Below are 18649 nucleotides of genomic sequence, written 5' to 3'. Positions count from 1 at the left end.
CAGCATCGCTCGATGCCGCGCATCAGGGCTTTGACAGGGGCGGGGCGAGTGCCTATCATTGCGCGCCTATGTTGACCACACGACTTCCTCAGCAGGTCGAGCCCTACCGGCTCGCTGCCAATGGCGAACGTCTCGAGGGGCTGGTGCCGCTCGAGGGCTTTGCACGTCTCGCCGCCGAGAGCGGCGAGCAGCACGGCAATGTCGAGGTGCGCCTGGACTTCGCCATCGATGCCCAGGGGCGACGCATCATCGACGGCTGGCTGAGTGCCGAGCTGCAGCTGCCGTGCCGCCGCTGTCTGACGCCAATGGCGCAGCGTGTCGAAAGCCGGTTTCTGCTCGGCATGGTCAGCAGCGACGATCTGGCGGCCGAACTGCCGAGCACCCATGAGCCGGTGCTGGTGGAAAACGAACAGCTGAATCTCCTTAGCGTGCTCGAGGACGAATTGCTCCTCAGCCTGCCGCAGGTGATTTACCACGAGGAGGCGCAGTGCCGCGTCTCTCGCGACCAGCTGACCAGCGGTGAGGCGTCCGCAGTCGAGGAGACGTCCGCTGTCAGTCCTTTCGAGGTGCTGCGCACCTTGAAAGACAAATCCTGATTCATCATCGATACACTCTGGAGTGATATCTCATGGCAGTTCAACAGAACCGCAAGACCCGTTCCAAGCGCGGCATGCGTCGTAGCCACGACGCCCTGAGCGCGCCGACCCTGTCCCAGGACAAGGAAACCGGCACTACCCACCTGCGCCACCACGTCTCTCCGGACGGCTTCTACCGTGGCCGCAAGGTCGTCGACGTTTAAGTCGACGTTCGACCTGGCGTATCTCGCCCGCTGATCATGCGCGTCGCCATCGATGCGATGGGCGGGGACCTCGGTCCCCGCGCCACCGTGCAGGGCGCCGCGCGTGCGCTGCTTTCGCAGCCACGACTCTCAGCCTGTCTGTTCGGTCCTCGGCCGCTGTTGGCGGCCGAAATCGCTGCCTTGCCTGCCGATCTGAAGGTGGTCGCAGAGCGGCTGACGCTGTGCGATGCGCCGCGCGTCATCGATCAGGCCATGAAGCCCTCCCAGGCGCTGCGTGCACCGCATGACAGCAGCATGGCGATGATGCTCGATGGCGTGGCCAGCGGGCACGCCGATGCCGGCGTCAGCGCCGGCAATACCGGCGCGCTGATGGCCTTGGCGCGGCGGGCCCTGGGTACCGTGGCGAGCATCCCGCGACCGGCGATCAGCACCGCCGTGCCGACCCGTGAGGGCGGCCGATGCTATCTGCTCGACCTGGGTGCCAACGTCGAGGCGTCGGCGGCGCGGCTGGTGGATTTCGCGCTGATGGGCGAGGTGATGGCGCGGCGCGTGGATGGCCTGGCGGCTCCCCGGGTGGCACTGCTCAATATCGGCGTCGAGGGCACCAAGGGCAGCGCCAGCGTGCGCGAGGCGGATGCTCTGCTGCGTGACATGTCAGGACTCGACTATCGCGGCTTCATCGAAGGCGACGGTATCTATTCCGGACGGGTCGATGTGGTAGTGTGCGACGGTTTCGTCGGCAACGCCGTGCTCAAGGCCAGCGAAGGCCTGGCGAGAATGCTGATGGAGCGCGTGCAGGCGACCTTCGATGCCCACTGGAGTAGCCGGCTGGTGGGGCTGCTGGCACGTCCGGCGCTGCGGCGCCTCAAGCGTGAGCTCGACCCGGTGCGCTACAACGGCGCCAGCCTGCTGGGGCTGAACGGAATCGTGGTCAAGAGCCACGGCGGGGCCGATGCCGCAGGTTTCGGCTATGCGGTAGGGCGTGCCATGCAAGAGGTCGACCAGGCGCTGCCGCAGCACCTGGCGCGGGAGCTGGACCAGTGGCGGCGTGCTAACGCGTCGGTCGCGTGCGGCCGAGGCGTTAGCGGGGCCGATCCCCGTGGAATGGACGCAGACAACCCCCAGAGGTGATAGCCATGACTCAATCCCTGGCCCTCATGTTCCCGGGACAAGGCTCCCAGCACATGGGCATGATGCGCGAGCTGGCGGAGCGCTACAGCGTAGTGCGCACGACCTTCGAGGAGGCGTCGGACGCGCTGGGATACGATCTCTGGCACGTGGTGCAGGAGGGGCCTGAAGAGGACCTCAACGCCACCGCCTGCACTCAGCCGGCGCTGTTGACGTCGAGCGTGGCGATCTGGCGCGTGTGGCAGGAGCTCGAAGGGCCGCGCCCGGCGGCGATGGCCGGTCACAGCCTGGGCGAGTACAGCGCCATGGTATGCGCCGGCGTGATGACCTTTGCCGAAGGCGTACGGCTGGTCAAGCTGCGCGGCGAGGCGATGCAGGCGGCGGTGCCGGCGGGCAAGGGCGCCATGGCGGCGATCCTGGGCCTCGACGACGCCGCCGTGGAGGCGGCCTGCGAGCAGGCCGCCCAGGGTGATGTGGTCTCGGCAGTCAACTATAATGCCCCCGGCCAGGTGGTGATCGCCGGCGCGGCGGCGGCAGTGGAGCGCGCCATCGCGGCGTGCCAGGAAGCCGGCGCCAAGCGTGCGCTGCCGCTGCCGGTGTCGGTGCCGTCGCACTGTGCGCTGATGCGGCCCGCCGCCGAACGGCTGGAAGCGGCGATGGACGCGATCGAGCTGCGTGCACCGCGCTATACCGTGGTGCAGAATGTCGATGCGCTGGCGCATGCCGATGTCGATACCCTGCGCACGCGGCTGATCGAGCAGCTCTATCGTCCGGTGCGCTGGACCGCCTGCGTCGAGGCGATGGCCGCCCAGGGTGCCGAGGTGTTCATCGAGTGCGGCCCGGGCAAGGTGCTGACCGGCCTCAACAAGCGTATCGCCCGCGGCAGCAAGGGGCTGGCGGTCAACGACCCCGACAGCCTGAGCGCGGCGCTCGAGCTGGCCCATGAGGCCGGCAAGCAGGGCTGACGCAGGGCGTCGGTCGATCAGGATCATGACTCAATCGGGACAGGCTATGAGCGAAGCGAGAATTGCATTGGTCACCGGCGCCAGCCGCGGTATCGGGCGCGCGATTGCCCATGAGCTGGGCCGCCAGGGGCGCGTGGTGATCGGTACGGCGACCAGCGAAAGCGGGGCGGCGAAGATCGATGCCGATCTCAAGGCTCAGGGGATCCAGGGCGCCGGGCGCTGCCTGGATGTCACCGACCAGGCCAGCGTCGATGCGCTGATCAAGGCCATCGGCGAGGAGTTCGGCGCACCGACCATCCTCGTCAACAACGCCGGCATCACCCGCGACAATCTGCTGATGCGCATGAAGGACGACGAGTGGGACTCGGTGCTGGACACCAACCTCAAGTCTGTCTATCGCGTCAGCAAGGCTTGCCTGCGCGGCATGACCAAGGCACGCTTCGGGCGTATCGTCAGCATCAGCTCGGTGGTGGCGACCATGGGCAATCTTGGCCAGAGCAACTATGCTGCGGCCAAGGCCGGCATGGAAGGTTTTTCCCGCGCGTTGGCGCGCGAGGTGGCGTCGCGTAACATTACCGTCAACAATGTGGCGCCGGGCTTTATCGCCACCGACATGACCGATGCCTTGCCCGAGGCGCAGCACGAGATGCTGCTTGGCCAGATCCCGCTGTCGCGGCTCGGCCAGCCGGAGGAGATCGCCGCTGCGGTGGGTTTCCTGACCGGCGAGACAGCGGGTTACATCACCGGCGAGACGCTTCACGTCAACGGTGGCATGAACATGCGCTGATTGCGCGCGGATCGCCTTGGGGCGCGCGTGTTGCGTCGCCTTGGGGCGGTCTATACACTACCCCGCAGCTTTTTGGGCTAGCGGATTTCGAACGGCTGGATTTTCAACGGCTATTTTGAACGACTGGAGTGACCACATAATGAGCACTATCGAAGAGCGCGTGAAGAAGGTTGTGGCCGAGCGCCTGAACGTCAAGGAAGAGGACATCCAGAACACCTCCTCCTTCACCGAAGATCTCGGCGCCGATTCGCTGGATACCGTCGAGCTGGTGATGGCGCTCGAAGAGGAATTCGATACTGAAATTCCCGACGAAGAAGCCGAAAAGATCACCACCGTTCAGGAAGCGATCGACTACGTCAACGCTCACCAGTAAGGTGTGACGTCAGCGTATTGCGCTGTCGGATCGCGGCCAGTGGCCGTTACGGGAGCCGTCCTGCCAGCAGGACGGCTCCCGTTTTCGTATGGCGCTGACGCCCGCTGACAGCCGGTTCGACGTGACCGTTGCGGGGATGTTCCAGCGACGGCCACAGGCCGCTCAGGTTCAGGTATAATGCGCGCAAAACGGCACGCAGCCTGCTTGGCGTGGCCGTGCCATCAAGGGTGTTTGGAGGAGAGCTGATGTCTCGGAAAAGGGTCGTGGTGACCGGGCTCGGTCTGGTAACGCCGGTGGGTAACACCGTCGACGCGAGTTGGGCGAATATTGTGGCCGGCAAGAGCGGCATTGCCGCCATCGAGCATTTCGATGTCAGCGGCTTCAACACGCGCTTCGGCGGCTCGGTGAAGGACTTCGATATCAGTCCTTATCTGAACCCCAAGGACGCGCGCAAGATGGACCTGTTCATCCAGTATGGCGTGGCCGCTGGAGCGCAGGCTATCAGCGACGCCGGCCTCGAGTGCACCGAGGAAAACGCCGATCGCATCGGCGTGGCAATCGGTTCGGGGATCGGCGGGCTGCCGATGATCGAACACAACCATAACGCCCTCAACAAGGGCGGTGCACGGCGCATCTCACCATTCTTCGTGCCCGGATCGATCATCAACATGATCTCCGGCAACCTGGCGATCCAGCACGGTTTTCGCGGCCCCAATATCGCGATTACCACTGCCTGTACCACTGGCACCCACAATATCGGCTATAGCGCCCGCACCATCGCCTACGGCGATGCCGACGTGATGATCTGCGGCGGCGCCGAGATGGCCACCACGCCGCTCGGTCTGGGCGGTTTCTCGGCAGCGCGTGCGCTGTCGACGCGCAACGACGATCCTGCCGCGGCCAGCCGCCCCTGGGATCGCGACCGCGACGGTTTCGTGCTCTCCGACGGCGCCGGTGTGATGGTGCTCGAAGAGTACGAGCACGCCAAGGCGCGCGGGGCGACCATCTACGCCGAACTCAAGGGCTTCGGCATGAGCGATGACGCCTACCACATGACCGCGCCGCCGGAAGATGGCCGCGGTGCGGCGCTGGCGATGCAGAATGCGGTGCGCGACGCCGGCATCGACGCCGCCAACATCGACTACATCAACGCCCACGGTACCTCCACGCCCGCCGGCGATCTCGCCGAAAGCCGCGCGGTCAGAAAGGTCATGGGCAGTGGCGCCGAATCGGTGGCGGTAAGCTCCACCAAGTCGATGATCGGTCATCTGCTGGGAGCCGCCGGGGCGGTTGAGGCGGTGTTCAGCGTGCTGGCGATCCGCGATCAGGTCGCGCCACCGACCATCAACCTGGACAACCCCCAGGAGGGCTGCGACCTCGACTACGTACCGCACACCGCCCGCGAGATGAAGATCGACGTGGCGCTGTCCAACTCGTTCGGATTTGGCGGTACCAACGGCTCGCTGATCTTCACCCGGGCCTGAGGCAGCCGCGTGGAGCCGCTGCCCCTGGACGATCGCGGCCTGGCCTATGGCGACGGCCTGTTCGAGACCGTGCTACTGCGTGACGGCCAGCCGCTGCTGTGGCGCGAGCACCTGGCGCGTCTGCAGCGAGGCGCCGAGCGTTTGGGATTCACCGCGCCCGACGCCGAAACCCTGCGCGCCTGCTGTGCCGAAGCGCCAGCCGGGCTCGCCGTGCTCAAGCTGATCGTCACCCGTGGCAGCGGCGGGCGAGGGTACCGGCCGCCGGCTGCGCCGTCACCGCGGCTACGCTGGCAGCTTGCCGCCTTTGCCCCGCAGCCCGAGCGCTGGCGTGACGGCGTGCGGGTGCGCCACTGCCGGCTGCGCCTGGGGCGCCAGCCGGCACTGGCCGGGATCAAGCACCTCAACCGCCTGGAGAACGTGCTGGCACGAGGCGAGTGGCAGGACGACGCCATCGCCGAGGGGCTGCTCAGCGACAGCCACGGGCAACTGGTCGAGGCGACCTGCATGAACCTGTTCTGGTCGCGCCAGGGACGCCTCGAGAGCCCGCGGCTGGCGCACTGCGGTGTGGCCGGGACCCTGCGTGATGCGCTGCTGTCGACACTGGCCATCAGCGAGGTCGAGGCCGACCCGGAAGCGCTGCTCGACGCCGAGGCGGTATGGCTGGGCAACTCGCTGCAGGGCGTATGGCCGCTGGTGCAGCTCGACGACGCCGAAGGAGCCTGCCTGCGTCGCTGGACGCTGGACGCACATCACCGCCTATTGCAGGATGCCGGGCACGCGCTGCTGGGCTATCCGGCGATACGCTGAGACGCAATTGATCGAGGACACGAGATGCGAGTGGTCAAGGGCCTGCTGTTGCTGGTCGTGGTGGCGGCAGCCGCCGTCTATGGGGGCTATCGTTATTGGGAATCGCGACTCGAGGCGCCCCTGGCGGTGGCCGAGAACACCCTCTACGAGGTGCCGCGCGGTGCCGGCTACAATCGCGTGGTGGCCGACCTGGCGGCGCGTGGGATCATTGCCGACGACTGGGCGTTTCGCCTGCTGACGCGGATCGAACCCGAGTCGGTGCCGCGCCTGCGCGCCGGTGAGTACATGCTCGAGCCGGACATGAGCGGCCGCGAGTTGATCGAGCTGCTGGGCAGTGACCGGGTGGTCACCTATCCGCTGACGATTCCCGAGGGCTGGACCTTCCGCCAGATGCGCCAGCTGCTCGACAACGCCCCCAAGCTCGACAATCGCACCCAAGGCCTCTCCGACGACGAGGTGATGGCGCTGCTCGACCGCGAGGGCGTGCATCCCGAGGGCTGGTTCTTCCCCGATACCTATCGCTACCACAAGGGCGTCAGCGACCTGGAGATCCTTCAGCAGGCACTGAGCCGTATGGAGCGGGTGCTGGAAGAGGTGTGGGAGGCGCGCGACGACGACCTGACCATCGACTCGCCCTATGAGGCGCTGATCATGGCCTCGCTGATCGAGCGCGAAACCGGCGCGCCGGAAGAGCGCCGCGAGATCGCCGGGGTGTTCAAGCGACGCATGCAGACCGGCATGCGGCTGCAGACCGACCCCACGGTGATCTACGGCATGGGCGAGCGCTATGATGGGCGCATCACCCGCGCCGACCTGCAGGAAGCCACGCCCTACAATACCTATGTGATCGACGGCATGCCGCCGACGCCCATCGCCATGCCCGGGCGAGCCTCGCTCGAGGCCGCGGTCAACCCGCTGCCCGGCGAGACGCTCTATTTCGTCTCCCGGGGCGACGGCACCCATCACTTCTCCCGTACGCTGCGCGAGCACAATAACGCGGTCAATCGGTATATACGGAATCGCTGATTGGAGTGGGCATGCGTCATAACGACTCAAATCGGTTAGCGACAGACGCTGGGGACAAGCCGGAAAGGAGGTCCTACGCCATGGATGGCGTAGGTAGCGTACAGGGAGGTATTCATAGCGCCTCCTCGGAGGCTTGTCCCCAAGAAAGTCTGGAGCGGAGTCGATCTCAAGAGAAAGGCCGTTTTATCACCCTCGAAGGCGGCGAAGGGGTCGGCAAGACCACCAACATGGCCTGGGTCTGCGACTGGCTCAGCGCCCGCGGCATCGAGGTGGTACGCAGCCGCGAGCCGGGCGGCACGCCGCGCGCCGAAGCGATCCGCGAACTGCTGCTCGACCCTGCCAGCGACGAGCCGCTGGACGACGATGCCGAGCTGCTGCTGGTGTTCGCCGCCCGCGCCCAGCATCTGGCGCGGGTGATCCGCCCGGCGCTGTCGCGAGGCGCCTGGGTGGTGTGCGACCGCTTCACCGATGCCACCTTCGCCTACCAGGGCGGCGGGCGCGGCCTGCCGGCGGCGCGCATCGCGGCCCTGGAAGACTTCGTGCAGGGCCAGCTGCGCCCCGACCTGACCCTGCTGCTGGATATGCCGGTTGCCGCGGCCCGCCAGCGCCTGGCCACGCGCGGCTCGCAGCCGGACCGCTTCGAGCAGGAGCGCGAAGCGTTCTTCAGCCGCGTACGAGAGGCCTACCTGGCGCGCGCCGCCCAGGCGCCCGAGCGCATCGCGGTGATCGATGCCGGCGGGTCGCTCGACGCCGTTCAGGCCCAGCTCGGTGAGCGCCTGGCAGCACTGCTGGAGGCCTCGCCATGAGCGTCCCCGCGCCTTATCCCTGGCAGCAGGCGCTGTGGGAGCGACTCACCGCCCAGCAGGACGCCGGGCGCCTGCCCCATGCGCTGCTGCTCAGCGGTGCCCACGGCGTCGGCAAGCAGGAGCTGGCCGAGGCGCTGGTGGCGCGCAGCCTGTGTCAGGCGCCCGGCGCGCTGGCCTGCGGCCGCTGTCACAGCTGCGCAATGCTGGCCTCGGGTTACCACCCCGACCTGCTGCGAGTGTCGCCGGTGGAGAAGAGTCGCCAGATCCGCATCGACCCGATCCGCGAGGTCAACGGCTTCGTCAACCAGACCGCCCAACAGGGCGGCTATCGCGTCATCGTGCTGCAGCCGGCCGAAGCGATGAACGTGGCGGCGGCCAATGCCCTGCTCAAGAGCCTCGAGGAGCCCGGCGAGCGCACCCTGTTCCTGCTGCTGGCCGATATCCCCTCGCGCATGCTGCCCACCATTCGCTCGCGCTGCCAGCAGTGGAACTTGGCGATACCGCCGGCGGCGGCGTGCCTGGAGTGGCTCGGCGCGGAACTCGGCGATGCCGATGAAGCGCCGTTCTGGCTCACGGCCGCGGGCGGGCTGCCGCTGCTGGCCCGCGAGATGGCCGAACCCGAGGCGCGGGCGCTGCGCCAGACCCTGCACGAGCTGTTCGATGCGCTGGTGCGCGGTGCCGAACCGGTGGCCGAGGCCTCGCGGCTCTCGGGGCAATCGGTGGAGCGCATCCTGTGGTACGGTATCGCCTGGCTCGAGGACCTGATTCGGCTGGGGCTGTCGGGAGACCGCCGCGAGCTGCGCAATCCCGACCTGCTGCCGCTCTATCGCCAGGCGGTCAAGAACGCGCGCATCCACGACTGGTTCCGGCTGCTCGACTATGCTCAGGAGCAGCGCCACCTGCTGGCGGTGGGCGGTAATCCCAATCCTCAGCTGGTGCTGGAAGCCTGGCTGGTGCGCTGGTCGGCGCTGCTGCGTTCGTGACTCCCCCGGATACCCAAGAGGCATCGCCCATGGCCGCTCAGAAAGCCCTGTCACTGCCGATTCCCGACGTGCCGACGCTGCTGCAGGCCTATATGCCGTCGCTGGAACGCGGCGGCATCTTCGTGCCCACCGAGGCCCGCTATGAGCTCGGCCAGGAGGTCTTCCTGCTGCTCACGCTGCCCGGCGAGAGCGATCGCCTGCCGGTCACCGGACAGGTGGTGTGGATCTCGCCGCCGGGGGTCTCGGGGCGCCGTCGGCCGGGGATCGGCGTGCACTTCAGCGCCGACGACAAGGCCGTTCGCGATCGCATCGAAACGCATCTGGCGGGGCAGCTGGACAAGGGTGCCGGGACCTATACCCTCTAGCGCCGCCGCTCTTCACTCATCGATCTGGTATCTCAGCGCATGTTCGTAGACTCGCACTGCCATCTCGACCGACTCGACCTCAGCGCCTTCGACGGCGACCTCGGCGCCGCGCTGGACGCTGCCCGAGAACGTGGGGTAAGACAGTTTCTGGCTATCGGCGTGACCCTCGAGGAGGTCCCCGCGGTCGCCGCCATTGCCCGTGACCACCACGACGTGGTGATCTCTGCCGGCGTGCACCCGCTGCACCGGGTGGATGAGGAGCCTAGCGTCGAGGCCATCAAGGAGGTGGCCGAGCGCTTCACGGCGGTAGCCATCGGCGAATGCGGCCTCGACTATCACTACCTGCAGCGCTCGCCCGAGACGGTACCCAGCCGTGAGGTCCAGCGCGAGCGCTTTCGCCGCCAGCTGATCGCCGCCAGCGAGCTCGAGCTGCCGGTGATCATCCACACCCGCGATGCCCGGGACGAGACGCTGGAACTGATCAAGGCGCACACCGACCCGGCTGTCGGCGGCGTGCTGCACTGCTTTACCGAGGACCTCGGCATGGCGCGGGAGGCGGTGCGCCACGGCTTCTATATCTCGCTGTCGGGGATCATCACCTTCCGCAATGCCGGCGCGCTGCGCGAACTGGCGCGCCAGATCCCCCTCGATCGCCTGCTGATCGAGACCGACAGCCCCTACCTGGCACCGGTGCCGCATCGCGGTGCGTCCAACCAGCCGGCCTGGGTGGTCGAGGTGGCCGAGTGCATCGCCGCCGAGCGCGGCATCAGCGTCGATGAAGTGGCGATGCAGACCACCGCCAACTTCTATCGGCTGTTTCGCCAGGCGGCGCCCCATGCGCCGGCCGAGATGCGCGATAGCCTGGCCGCCGCCGGGCTGGTCTGAGCGCGTCGCACCACCGGGAGAGCGCCATGTCCTTCGAGCCGCTGCTGAGCGCCACCCAAGCCACTGGGGCGATACCGCCCCTCGAGCGCTGGCACCCGGCGCTGAGCGGACGCATGGACCTGATCATCCGCGCCGACGGACACTGGATCCATGACGGCACGCCGATGCGCCGCGCTGCGCTGGTGAGGCTGCTCTCGACGCTGCTGCGCCGCGAGGCGGACGGCGAGCACTACCTGGTCAGCCCGGCCGAGAAGTGGCAAATCGCGGTCGAGGACTGCGCCTTCGTGGTCGTCGATGCCGAGCGCGATGGCGACAGCTGGTGGCTGACCACCAACGTCGGCGACCGCGTGGCGCTGGGTAAGCAGCAGCGGCTGACGGTCACCGCCACGCCGGATGGCACGCCGGTGCCGCAGGTCACGGTGCGCTTTGGCCTGGCCGCACGGCTGGGGCGCAACGTCTTCTACCGCCTGGTGGAGGAGGGCGAGAGCCGCGTCATCGATGGCCGCGAGCAACTTGGCCTGGTCAGTGCCGGCCACTGGCAGCCGCTCGGCGAACTGGAGGCAATGTGAAGCTGACCGACGAGCAGCGTGCGGTGGTCGGCCATACCGGCGGCCACGCCCGGGTCGCGGCGGTGGCCGGCGCCGGCAAGACCACCACCATGGTGGCGCGGGTGCTGCACCTGCTGGCCCAGGGGGCCGCGCCGTCGCGGCTGCTGGTGCTGATGTTCAACCGCGCCGCGCGGGAGGATTTCACCGCCAAGCTGGCGCGCTGGGCGCCTGCCGGCCAGGCGCTGCCCGACGTGCGCACCTTCCACTCCATTGGCCATCGCCTGACCGGCACCCTGACTCGCTGGGGGGTGCTGGCGCCGCGTGAGCTGCTGGCCCAGGAGTGGCAGCGCGAGCGGCTGCTGCGCCAGGCCGTGCAGCAGAGTCTGCACGGCGACGAGGCAATGCTGGAGTCGGCGCTGGACGGTGACCGGCTCGAGGCCTTCGGCCACTTCTGCGAGCTGGTCAAGGCCGAGATGGAGGCGCCCCAGGCGCTCTACGAGCGCCTCGACTTTGGCGACGACACCGGCCACTTCGTCGATGCCTTCGACGCCGCCGAGGCGCTGCTCGAGCAGCACCGCCTGATGACTTATGCCGATCTGCTGTATCGACCGCTACGGGCACTGGAGGCAGACGCCGCGCTACGCCAGCGGGTCGAGGGCTTTCTCGACCATGTCATCATCGACGAGTATCAGGACATCAATGAAGCCCAGCAGCGGCTGCTGGCACTGCTGGCCGGCGAGCGTGCGGCGGTGATGGCGGTGGGCGATGCCAACCAGTGCATCTACGAGTGGCGCGGCGCGCGCCCCGACACCATGCTCGAGGACTTCACCCGCACCTTCGGCGCCGCCCACGACTACCCGCTGTCGACCACCTTCCGTCACGGTGATGCGCTGGCGCTGTCGGCCAACCATGCCATCGCCGCCAATCGGCGGCGTCCCGACCAGCTGTGCCTGGCGGCGGCGGGCAACCCGCATACCCGCTTGAGCGTGGCCCAGGGGGGCGGCGCATTGGTCGAGGCGCTAGGCGCCTGGCAGCGTGACGGCCGGCGTCTCGCCGAGGGCTGTATCCTGGTGCGCAGCTGGGCGCTGTCGGTCTCGGTGCAGCTGCAGCTGCTGCGCGCCGGGCTGCCTTTCCGCCTGGCCCGCGAGGACCGTTTCGTGTTCCGGCTGCCGCTGGTCCAGGCGCTGGCCGGCTACCTGCGCCTGGCGCGTCAGCCGCGGCTGCTCCAGGACCCGGCGCACCTGCTGCTGCTGCTCGCCCAACCGACGCCCTTCGTGGCCCGCGAGCGGCTGCAGGCGCTGGCCACGCGGCTCGCCGAGTCGCAGCAGTGGCCGAGCCGAGATGATCCGCTGCTGGCCAGCCTCAAGCCGATCCAGCGGCGCAACCTCAAGCGCCGCTGGGCGCTGCTCTGCGACCTGCCCAAGCTGGCTGCCTGGCCGCCGTCGCGGCTGCTGGCCGAGGTGGTCGAACGCCTCGATGCCGAGAAGGTGCTCAAGCGCGCCGCGGCGCGGCGCGAGAAGGGCGAGGAGGATGTGCGCCTGCTCGACGTGCTGATCGAGCAGGCCGCCGAGCTCGACCATGACCCGGAGGCCTTCATTGCGCTGCTCGAGCGGCCCGATCGCGATCCCGCGGCGAGCGCCGGCGATGCCGACGGCATCCTGATCTCCACCGTGCACGGCGCCAAGGGCCTGGAGTGGCCGCTGGTGGCACTGTGGGGCGTCAACGAGGAGGACTTTCCCCATTATAGCCGTGACAATCCGCTGACGCCGGAGCGCCTGGAGGAGGAGCGCCGGCTGTTCTACGTCGCCATGACGCGCGGCCGGGAGCAGCTGCTGATGGTCCACGACGGCGGCGAGCACCGGCCCAGCCGCTTCATTGCCGAGAGTGCCTGGGATGACTGCCAGCGGGTAGCGGATGCGCTGGGCACCGCCGACCCGCCCCAGGCGCCGTTGGCGGTCGTCTCGCCGGCGCTGGTGGAGCGCTACCTGACGGCCAGCGGCCGAACGCTGGACGTCACCGCTGCCGCCAGCGGCGTCGCCAGCCCGCCGGGCCACTACGCGGCGGCGGCCTTCGATGTCGGCCAGCGCGTACGCCATGCGGTGTTCGGCGAGGGCGAGATTCAGGTGGTCGAGGGCGACCCGGCCAATCCGGTCATCGAAGTACGCTTCACCCACGCCGGCAAGCGCCGCCTGATCGCCCTGCGCGCGCCCCTGGAGCCGCTTGGAGAATCCGCATGAGATCACCGCTGATTGACGCCGCCACGCTGCAATGTCGCCTGGCATCCAGCTCCGCGCCGCAGCTGTTCGACTGCCGCGCACGCCTCAAGCAGCCAGACGCCGGCGCGGCGCTATGGCAGCAGGCGAGCCTACCCGGCAGCCTGCACCTTGACCTCGATCGCGACCTGGCGGCAGCGCCGGGGCAGGGCGGCCGTCATCCACTGCCGAGCCGCGAGGATTTCACTGCCACCCTGCAGCGCCTGGGCGTCTCGCCGTCCCGGCCGCTGGTGGTGTTCGACGACATGGGCGGCCAGCTGGCCGCGGCGCGGGCCTGGTGGATGCTGGCCTGCTGGGCCGGCCATCCGGAGGTCTACGTGCTCGACGGCGGCCTGGCAGCCTGGCAGTCCGTCGGCGGAGCGCTGGTGCCAGGTGCTGCCGCCCGCGGGGCCAGCGACTGGCGGCCGGCATTCGATGAGGCGGCCTGGGTCGATGCCGATGAGGTGTTCTCTGGGCGGGCGCTCAAGCTCGATGCGCGCAGCCTGGCGCGCTTTCGCGGCGAGGAGGAGCCCATCGACCCGGTGGCCGGGCACATCCCCGGCGCCCGCTGCCGGCCGAGCGCTGCCAACCTGGATGAAAGCGGCCGCTTCAAGCCCGCCGAGCAGCTGGTAGCGGAGCTGCCACGCGCCGAGGCGCTGGTCAGCTACTGCGGCTCCGGGGTGACCGCCTGCCACACTATCCTTGCCTACGCGGTGGCCGGCCTGCCGCTGCCGCGGCTATATGCCGGCTCCTGGAGCGGATGGATCGAAGACCCGGCGCGTCCGGTGGCACGCGGCGACTGATCCGCTACCTTTACTCCTGTGACGTCCCACCGGACGCCAGGGAGGCAGCGATGAACTTTGCGCTGATCGGCGCGGCGGGCTACATCGCCCCCCGCCATATGCAGGCGATCCAGGCGACCGGCCATCGGCTGGTGGCCGCCTACGATATCAACGATTCGGTGGGCGTGATCGACTCGATCTCCACCGACTGCGCCTTCTTCACCGAGTTCGAGCGCTTTCTCGAGCACGCCTGGTGGCGCAAGCGCGAGGGGCAGGCCCTCGACTATCTGGTGGTCTGCTCGCCCAATCATCTGCATAGCGCACACGTCACCGCCGGGCTCTACCTTGGCTGCGAGGTGATCTGCGAAAAGCCACTGGCGGCCAGTGTCGAGCAACTCGACGAGCTGCGCCGGGTAGAGGTGGACAGTGGCAGGCGGGTGTACTCGATCATGCAGCTGCGCCACCACCCGGTGATCCACGAACTGCGCGACCGGGTCGAGCGTGACGGGCGCGACTGCCACCAGGTGGAGCTCACCTATATCACCTCCCGCGGGCCGTGGTACCTGGAGAGCTGGAAGGGCGATCCGCGGCGCTCCTTCGGGGTGGTGGCCGATATCGGCATCCATTTCTTCGACATGCTGCAGATGGTGTTCGGCGACTTGCGGCGACTGGTGTTGCACCACCGCGACGAGCACAAGGCCAGCGGCTATCTGGAGTACCGCCGGGCACGGGTGCGCTGGTTCCTGTCCATCGATGCCGAGGACCTCCCCGAGGAGGTGCGCGGGCGGCAACCTACCTACCGCTCGGTGACCTGCGACGGCGAGGCGTTCGAGTTTTCCGCCGGGTTCACCGATCTGCATACCGTCAGCTATCGCGAGATCCTCGCCGGGCGCGGCTTTGGCATCGAGGCGGTGCGCCCGTGTCTGGCGGCGGTGCAGGCGATTCGCGAGGCAGCGCCGGCGCCGGCGCTGGACGACGAGCTGCACCCGCGGCTGCGTGCGCTGGGCTTGGCGCGGCATGCCGGTCGCGGTAGGGGCTGATCATGGCGATGGCCTTCGTCGACCTGGCCGCCCAGCAGGCGCGTCTCAAGCCGCGCCTCGACGCCGCCATCCAGGGCGTGCTGGCCCACGGACGCTATGTGCAGGGTCCGGAGGTGGCCGAGCTCGAGGAGCGTCTCGCGGCGCGGGTCGGGGTAGCCCACTGCATCGCCTGCGGCAGCGGCACCGCGGCCCTTCAGCTGGCGCAGATGGGGCTCGGCATCGGCCCCGGCGACGAGGTCATCGTGCCGGGATTCGGTTTCGTGGCCAGCGCCGAAAGCGTGGCGCTGTGCGGGGCGAAACCCGTCTACGCCGAGATCGACCCCGACACTCTGCTGCTCGAGCCCCTGGCGTTGGAGGCGCTGATCACCCCGCGTACCCGGGCGATCATGCCGGTCTCGCTGTTCGGCCAGTGCGCCGATATGCAGGCGATCACCAAGCTGGCCGAGCACCACGGGCTGGCGGTGATAGAGGATGCCGCCCAGAGCTTTGGCGCCCGCCGCCATGGCCGTGCCTCCTGCAGCCTTAGCCGGGTGGCCTGCACCAGCTTCTTTCCCAGCAAGCCGCTGGGCTGCTACGGCGACGGGGGCGCCCTGTTCACCGACGACGAGGCGCTGGCGACGTGCCTGCGGCGCCTGATCAACCACGGCGACGCGGGGCGCTACCGGCATCTGCAGCTGGGCATGAACAGTCGTCTGGATACGCTGCAGGCGGCGATCCTGCTGGTCAAGCTCGACGACTTCGATGCGGAGGTGGCGCAGCGCCAGGCGGTGGCGGATCGCTATGACCGGCTGCTGGCAGCGCTGCCGCTCGATCGCCCGCGGTTGCTGCCCGGCAATGTCAGCGTCCACGCCCAGTACACCCTGCAGCTGGAGGGGCGCGACGCGGTGGCGGCGCGGCTGAATGATGCCGGGATTCCCACGGCGATTCACTATCCCCGGCCGCTCTACCGCCAGCCGGCGGTGGCCGACCCGGCGTGCCGGCTGAGCGTCTGCGAAGCGGCCTGCGAGCGGGTGCTCAGCCTGCCGATGCACCCCTACCTGGAACAGGGGCAGCAGGAGAGGGTAGTCGAGGCCCTGGGCGACGCCCTGCGCGGAGCGTAAGCCGAAAAAAATGCCACCGGCCTGGGGCCAGTGGCATTGGTCTTCTTAGCGCTTCGAACACCCGGCCAGCGGCGGGTTACATATTCGGATAGTTGGGCCCGCCGCCGCCCTCCGGCGCCACCCAGGTGATGTTCTGGGCCGGGTCCTTGATGTCGCAGGTCTTGCAGTGCACGCAGTTCTGGAAGTTGATCTGGAAGCGCGGCTGGCCGGCGTCGTCCTCGACGACCTCGTAGACCCCCGCCGGGCAGTAGCGGCTGGCCGGCTCGGCGTACTTGGGCAGGTTGTCGCGGATCGGCAGTTCCGGGTCGGCGAGCTTGAGATGACAGGGCTGGTCCTCCTCGTGGTTGGTGTTGGAGAGGAACACCGAGGAGGCCTTGTCGAAGGAGAGCTTGCCGTCGGGCTTGGGGTAGTCGATCTTCTCGAACTCGCTGGCCGGCTTGAGCGCCGCATGGTCCGGGGTAGTGTCGTGGACAGTCGGCAGCTTGCCGCCCAGCAGCTGGTCGAGGAAGTTGTAGGCGCCGCCGCCAACGGTGCCGTACTTGTGGATCGCCGGGCCGAAGCTGGCGCTCTCCTTGAGTTCGGCGTAGGCCCAGCTGGCTTCCCATTTGGTGGTGAAGGCGGTCAGCTCCTGGCCGCCTTCGTCGCCCGCGGCAAGCGCCTCGTAAACGCTCTCGGCGGCCACCAGGCCCGACTTCATGGCGGTGTGCAGGCCCTTGATCTTGGCGAAGTTGAGGGTGCCGGCGTCGCAGCCGATCAGCAGCCCGCCGGGGAAAGTCATCTTGGGTAGGCAGTTGAGCCCGCCCTTGGTGATCGCCCGGGCGCCGTAGGCGACTCGCGAGCCGCCGTCCAGGTACTGCTTGAGCTGCGGGTGGTGCTTCATGCGCTGGAATTCGTCGAACGGCGACAGCCAGGGATTCTGGTAGGAGAGATCCATGATCAGGCCCACCACTACCTGGCTGTTCTCGGCGTGGTAGAGGAACCAGCCGCCGTGGGTATCCTTGGCCAGTGGCCAGCCGGAACCGTGCAGCACCAGGCCCGGCTCGTGCTTGTCGGCGGACACGTCCCACAGCTCCTTGAGGCCGATGCCGTAGTGCTGGGGGTCGCGGCCCGCGGCGAGGTCGTACTGCTCGATCAGCCGCTTGCCGAGATGGCCGCGGGCGCCTTCGGCGAACAGGGTGTACTTGGCGCGCAGCTCCATGCCGGGCATATGGCCGTCCTTGGGCTGGCCGTCGGCGGCCACGCCCATGTCGCCGATCAGGATGCCCTTGACCGCGCCATCCTCGACGATGGTCTCCTGGGCGGCGAAGCCGGGAAAGATCTCCACGCCGAGGCTCTCGGCCTGTTCGGCCAGCCAACGGCACAGGTTGCCGGCGCTGATCACGTAGCGCTGGATGTCGCCGCCGGTGTTGTGCATGCTCTTGGGCACCAGCGCATTGGGCAGCTTCTGGGCCTTGTCGGCGTCCTTGAGCAGATACAGCTCGTCGCGAATCGCCGGTGTGGTCAGCGGGGCACCGCGCTCCTCCCAGTCGGGGAACAGCTCTGCCAGGGCGCGGGGCTCGAAGACTGCGCCGGAGAGAATATGCGCGCCCACCTCGGAGCCTTTCTCCACCACGCACACGGTGAGTTCCTGGCCGGCCTCATTGGCCTGCTGCATCAGGCGGCAGGCCGCCGACAGCCCCGCGGGCCCGGCGCCGACGATGACTACGTCGACCTCCATCGAATCGCGTTCTACGTGTTCCACCTGCTGTCTCCTTCACGGTCTGGTCGCTACCTGCCATTGTGCTTGAATCGCTGTCTGCATAACAGGTTATATCGGTTTCCGATTAAAACGGTCGTTTGCTTCTAGTTGTTGGCCATGATATGCATAATAGACGCACTGCAACACCCCTACTTAGGGCGGTAAGCGACGCTCGGCCAGGTGCATGCCAGTCGCTGCCGATCCACGACTTCAGCGAGTGAACCAAGCGAGGACACTATGAAGGTACTGGTCGCGGTCAAACGCGTCATCGACTACAACGTCAAGATCCGCGTCAAGCCGGATCACTCCGACGTCGACCTCACCAACGTCAAGATGGCCATGAACCCCTTCTGCGAGATCGCCGTGGAAGAAGCCGTACGGCTCAAGGAGAAGGGCGTGGCCACCGAGGTGGTCGCGGTGACCGTCGGCCCCAAGGCCGCCCAGGAGCAGCTGCGCACCGCGCTGGCGCTGGGCGCCGACCGCGCCATTCACCTCGAGACCGACGAACGGGTCGAGTCGCTGGCGGTGGCCAAGCTGCTGGCCAAGGTGGTGGAAGACGAGCAGCCGGGGCTGGTCATCCTCGGCAAGCAGGCCATCGACACCGACAACAACCAGACCGGCCAGATGCTCGCCGCGCTTAGCGGCCTGCCCCAGGGCACCTTCGCCTCCGAGGTGGCGGTCGACGGCGACAAGGTCGCGGTGACCCGCGAGATCGACGGCGGCCTGCAGACCGTCGAGCTCACGCTGCCGGCCATCGTCACCACCGACCTGCGCTTGAACG

At 68.2% G+C, this 18649-nt stretch carries 20 protein-coding genes; 19 read left to right on the top strand and 1 reads right to left on the bottom strand.

Annotation, left to right across the window (positions count from 1 at the left end; all coding sequences use genetic code 11):
- Positions 1 to 68 precede the first annotated feature (68 nt).
- The 18 genes from QC821_RS09140 to QC821_RS09055 all read left to right on the top strand — a co-directional run bounded on the left by QC821_RS09140 (position 69) and on the right by QC821_RS09055 (position 16130).
- Entirely contained in the window at positions 69 to 596 is a 528-nt protein-coding gene (locus tag QC821_RS09140) for a YceD family protein (RefSeq protein ID WP_095622123.1), read from the top strand.
- 32 nt (positions 597 to 628) lie between these two features.
- On the top strand, positions 629 to 799 hold the full coding sequence (gene rpmF / locus QC821_RS09135; RefSeq protein WP_010627954.1) for a 50S ribosomal protein L32: 171 nt from the start codon (positions 629 to 631) through the stop codon (positions 797 to 799).
- Between the two features lie 36 nt (positions 800 to 835).
- The gene (gene plsX / locus QC821_RS09130) at positions 836 to 1930 is read left to right on the top strand and encodes a phosphate acyltransferase PlsX (RefSeq protein ID WP_309719999.1); all 1095 of its coding nucleotides are present in this window, start codon (positions 836 to 838) and stop codon (positions 1928 to 1930) included.
- A 5-nt stretch (positions 1931 to 1935) separates the two neighbouring features.
- Positions 1936 to 2892 (top strand): ACP S-malonyltransferase, encoded by a 957-nt coding sequence (gene fabD / locus QC821_RS09125; protein ID WP_095622125.1) that lies wholly within the window; start codon positions 1936 to 1938, stop codon positions 2890 to 2892.
- 46 nt (positions 2893 to 2938) lie between these two features.
- Entirely contained in the window at positions 2939 to 3679 is a 741-nt protein-coding gene (gene fabG / locus QC821_RS09120; RefSeq protein ID WP_309719990.1) for a 3-oxoacyl-ACP reductase FabG, read from the top strand.
- A 139-nt stretch (positions 3680 to 3818) separates the two neighbouring features.
- Positions 3819 to 4052, top strand: coding sequence for an acyl carrier protein (acpP, locus tag QC821_RS09115; protein ID WP_016414620.1), 234 nt, complete (start codon positions 3819 to 3821; stop codon positions 4050 to 4052).
- A gap of 245 nt (positions 4053 to 4297) precedes the next feature.
- Positions 4298 to 5536, top strand: coding sequence for a beta-ketoacyl-ACP synthase II (fabF, locus tag QC821_RS09110; RefSeq protein WP_309719982.1), 1239 nt, complete (start codon positions 4298 to 4300; stop codon positions 5534 to 5536).
- 9 nt (positions 5537 to 5545) lie between these two features.
- A complete protein-coding gene (pabC, locus tag QC821_RS09105; protein ID WP_309719980.1) occupies positions 5546 to 6343 on the top strand; it encodes an aminodeoxychorismate lyase in 798 nt (265 codons plus the stop codon).
- Positions 6344 to 6367: 24 nt separating this feature from the next.
- Positions 6368 to 7369, top strand: a complete 1002-nt coding sequence (gene mltG, locus QC821_RS09100; RefSeq protein WP_309719976.1) for an endolytic transglycosylase MltG — start codon at positions 6368 to 6370, stop codon at positions 7367 to 7369.
- A gap of 80 nt (positions 7370 to 7449) precedes the next feature.
- Positions 7450 to 8175: a dTMP kinase gene (tmk, locus tag QC821_RS09095; RefSeq protein WP_309719974.1), complete on the top strand. Its 726-nt coding sequence runs from the start codon at positions 7450 to 7452 to the stop codon at positions 8173 to 8175.
- Complete coding sequence (locus QC821_RS09090; RefSeq protein WP_309719972.1) at positions 8172 to 9158, top strand: DNA polymerase III subunit delta'; 987 nt, start codon at positions 8172 to 8174, stop codon at positions 9156 to 9158. The genes tmk and QC821_RS09090 overlap by 4 nt, the downstream gene beginning before the upstream one ends.
- Before the next feature lie 29 nt (positions 9159 to 9187).
- Positions 9188 to 9523: a PilZ domain-containing protein gene (locus tag QC821_RS09085; protein WP_309719969.1), complete on the top strand. Its 336-nt coding sequence runs from the start codon at positions 9188 to 9190 to the stop codon at positions 9521 to 9523.
- 39 nt (positions 9524 to 9562) lie between these two features.
- Positions 9563 to 10408, top strand: coding sequence for a TatD family hydrolase (locus tag QC821_RS09080; protein ID WP_309719966.1), 846 nt, complete (start codon positions 9563 to 9565; stop codon positions 10406 to 10408).
- Between the two features lie 26 nt (positions 10409 to 10434).
- Positions 10435 to 10977: a DUF1285 domain-containing protein gene (locus QC821_RS09075; protein ID WP_309719964.1), complete on the top strand. Its 543-nt coding sequence runs from the start codon at positions 10435 to 10437 to the stop codon at positions 10975 to 10977.
- Positions 10974 to 13193, top strand: coding sequence for an ATP-dependent helicase (locus QC821_RS09070; RefSeq protein ID WP_309719961.1), 2220 nt, complete (start codon positions 10974 to 10976; stop codon positions 13191 to 13193). The genes QC821_RS09075 and QC821_RS09070 overlap by 4 nt, the downstream gene beginning before the upstream one ends.
- Positions 13190 to 14011, top strand: coding sequence for a sulfurtransferase (locus QC821_RS09065; protein ID WP_309719959.1), 822 nt, complete (start codon positions 13190 to 13192; stop codon positions 14009 to 14011). The genes QC821_RS09070 and QC821_RS09065 overlap by 4 nt, the downstream gene beginning before the upstream one ends.
- Positions 14012 to 14061: 50 nt before the next feature.
- Positions 14062 to 15030: a Gfo/Idh/MocA family oxidoreductase gene (locus QC821_RS09060; protein ID WP_309719956.1), complete on the top strand. Its 969-nt coding sequence runs from the start codon at positions 14062 to 14064 to the stop codon at positions 15028 to 15030.
- Positions 15031 to 15032: 2 nt separating this feature from the next.
- Positions 15033 to 16130, top strand: coding sequence for a DegT/DnrJ/EryC1/StrS family aminotransferase (locus QC821_RS09055; protein WP_309719953.1), 1098 nt, complete (start codon positions 15033 to 15035; stop codon positions 16128 to 16130).
- Positions 16131 to 16206: 76 nt separating this feature from the next.
- Here QC821_RS09055 and QC821_RS09050 read toward each other — a convergent pair whose 3' ends face one another.
- The gene (locus tag QC821_RS09050; protein WP_309719950.1) at positions 16207 to 17871 is read right to left on the bottom strand and encodes an electron transfer flavoprotein-ubiquinone oxidoreductase; all 1665 of its coding nucleotides are present in this window, start codon (positions 17869 to 17871) and stop codon (positions 16207 to 16209) included.
- 234 nt (positions 17872 to 18105) lie between these two features.
- Between QC821_RS09050 and QC821_RS09045 the strand changes: the two genes are divergently transcribed.
- On the top strand, positions 18106 to 18649 hold a 544-nt coding region (locus QC821_RS09045), incomplete at its 3' end, for an electron transfer flavoprotein subunit beta/FixA family protein (protein WP_309719947.1).

The sequence above is a fragment of the Franzmannia qiaohouensis genome, from assembly GCF_031451695.1.
GTDB classification, from domain to species: domain Bacteria; phylum Pseudomonadota; class Gammaproteobacteria; order Pseudomonadales; family Halomonadaceae; genus Franzmannia; species Franzmannia qiaohouensis.
Note: the sequence above shows the minus strand (reverse complement) of the source record. Positions and strands in the feature narration are given on the sequence as shown.